At 62.7% G+C, this 2,207-nt stretch carries 3 protein-coding genes; 2 read left to right on the forward strand and 1 reads right to left on the reverse strand.

Features of this window, described 5'->3' with window-relative positions:
• Positions 1-171, reverse strand: a 171-nt coding sequence (locus FEZ63_RS20265; RefSeq protein ID WP_150947889.1) for a carboxymuconolactone decarboxylase family protein, incomplete at its 3' end; no start/stop codon positions are given.
• Positions 172-532: 361 nt separating this feature from the next.
• On the opposite strand from FEZ63_RS20265, the gene FEZ63_RS20270 reads away from it, so the two are divergent.
• Together FEZ63_RS20270 and FEZ63_RS25010 are read left to right on the forward strand one after the other, a co-directional pair.
• Positions 533-1,732, forward strand: coding sequence for an adenylate/guanylate cyclase domain-containing protein (locus FEZ63_RS20270; protein WP_150947891.1), 1,200 nt, complete (start codon positions 533-535; stop codon positions 1,730-1,732).
• Positions 1,729-1,896 carry a hypothetical protein gene (locus FEZ63_RS25010; protein ID WP_162419801.1) on the forward strand — a complete coding sequence of 56 codons (168 nt, stop codon included), beginning with the start codon at positions 1,729-1,731 and terminating at the stop codon, positions 1,894-1,896. The genes FEZ63_RS20270 and FEZ63_RS25010 overlap by 4 nt, the downstream gene beginning before the upstream one ends.
• The last annotated feature ends 311 nt before the right edge of the window (positions 1,897-2,207 follow it).

Consider the following 2,207-nt stretch of genomic DNA (forward strand, 5'->3'; position numbering starts at 1 on the left):
GGCATGCATGTGGATGCAGTAGGCACAGCCGTTGATCTGCGAGGCCCGCAGTTTCACTAGCTCCAGTAGGCCGAGCTCCAGGCCGCTGGCCTTGAGGGTCGCCTCAAGCGCCATCATGGCTTTGATGCCTTCCGGGGCAACCTTGAAAGGATTTTCCAGTCGCGGTGTCATCGTCAACTCCATTATCAGAAAGGTGCACGCCCGAGAGACGAGATGGCAACGCTGAATGTGACATCGGACGAGTTTGGTTCGACCGCGGACCGGGCCAAGTGGAGTCAGGCTCCTCACGAAGGACCTTGCAAAAAACTGGACCGTACCTCTGAGCGGCACGAATTGGGTCGAATTAGGAATTTCCCTGCCCGCAGTGAACTTCCGCTTCGCGCTCGCAAGCTGACAAAGGCACAAGGTCTCAGATGTGCCAGAAGCTGCCCTTCGCCCGAAGTCAGCTCGTGCCGTTTCATCACGCCCCTCGGCCATTTTGCGGTAGGTTGAAGAACTTGGAGTTCCGATCACCACGAGCCCGGGAGGGATCATGGACGTTGGCACGTGGTTGCGCGATCTAGGGTTAGGAGAGTACGAACAGGCGTTCCGCGAACACGACATCGACGGCGACGTCTTGGCTGACCTCACCGCCGATGACCTGGACGGGCTCGGCGTCGTCTCGATGGGCCACCGCCGCAAGTTGCTCGCCGCCATCGCCGCCCTGCGCGCAGGCTCGCCTCCAGCCACGTCCGCGCCCACCCAGGTATGGACGGCGATCTCCGGGACAGCCCTGCCGTCTCCGGAGGCTGAGCGGCGCCAGCTTACAGTGATGTTCGTCGACCTCGTCGGCTCGACGGCGCTCGCCGCACGCCTGGACCCCGAGGACATGCGCGAGGTCCTCGGGACCTATCACCGTGGGATCGCGGAGACGGTCGGCCGTTTCGATGGCTTCGTCGCGAAGTACATGGGCGACGGGGTCTTAGTCTATTTCGGCTGGCCCCAAGCTGACGAGGCCGATGCCGAGCGCGCCGTGCGCGCTGCCTTAGCGGCAATTGAGACGGTCGGCGAGATCGCGCCCGCCGGGGAACGGCTGGCCGCACGCATCGGTATCGCCAGTGGCCTCGCCGTCGTGGGCGACCTGCTGGGAGCCGGTGCGGCACAGGAGCAGAGTGTGATCGGTGAGACCCCGAACCTTGCCGCACGGCTACAATCACTCGCCGATCCTGGCTGCGCTGTGATCGACGCAGAAACACGGCGGCGCATCGGAGGCTTGTTTGAATATTGCGAGATTGGTGCTGTTCACCTCAAAGGATTGCCCAGCCCTGTCTGCGCTTGGCGGGTGCTGGGTGAAGCCGTGGTGCAGAGCCGTTTCGAGGCCATGCATGCGGCCGCGCTTGTGCCGCTGTTCGGGCGCGATGACGAGCTCGATCTACTGCTGCGCCGCCGGCGGCAGGCGAAGGATGGCGAGGGGCAGGTGGTGCTCATCTCGGGAGAGCCCGGCATCGGAAAGTCCCGCCTGATCGCTGCGCTCGAGGAGCGCGTGACCCAAGAGGCTCATCTCAAACTTAAGTACTTCTGTTCGCCGCATCACCGGGAGAGCGCCCTCCAGCCAATCATCGCACGTTGGCGGAGCGAGGTAGGTTTCGTAGACGGCGAGCCTGCGGACGCACGGCTCGGCAAGTTGGAGGTCCTGCTGCTCACACTTGGCGCCACCGCAGACGAGGTGGCGCTCATCGGGGTGACACCGTGAATGTCGCAGCCCGCCTCGCTGGCTATGGCACGAGCGCTGGCATTCACATGAGCACGGCCGCCTGGATGCAGGTTGGCACCCGCGTTCAAGCCGTTGCGCTTGGGCCGATACCGATCAGGGGCAAGGGCAAATCAGAGATTTATCGCGTTGTTCTTCCCGACTAAGCGGTTCGTTTGAGCTGCATAGCAGCGGGAACCTGAACAACGATTCACGACAGGGCTCGCCTTCGGAGCAGTCGAACTGTAGTGCCGGTGGAACGACTCCTAGACTAGACCAGGCGTCGCTCCGTGATCCGAAAGCGACTTTCTAACAACGAATGGAATTTGCCCGTCGTTCGGAAAAACACTGAGCCGCCAGGGACGGCCAAACATTCCAATCAGGGCGCCTGAACACGGGCATGTCCGGGGAGCGTGAAAATCCACTGCGGATGCTCCACATCCCGCAAGTAGTGGCGCCCCAGATTGACCAAGGGCTG

It is taken from the genome of Microvirga brassicacearum, assembly GCF_008757455.1.
In the GTDB taxonomy this organism is placed as follows: domain Bacteria; phylum Pseudomonadota; class Alphaproteobacteria; order Rhizobiales; family Beijerinckiaceae; genus Microvirga; species Microvirga brassicacearum.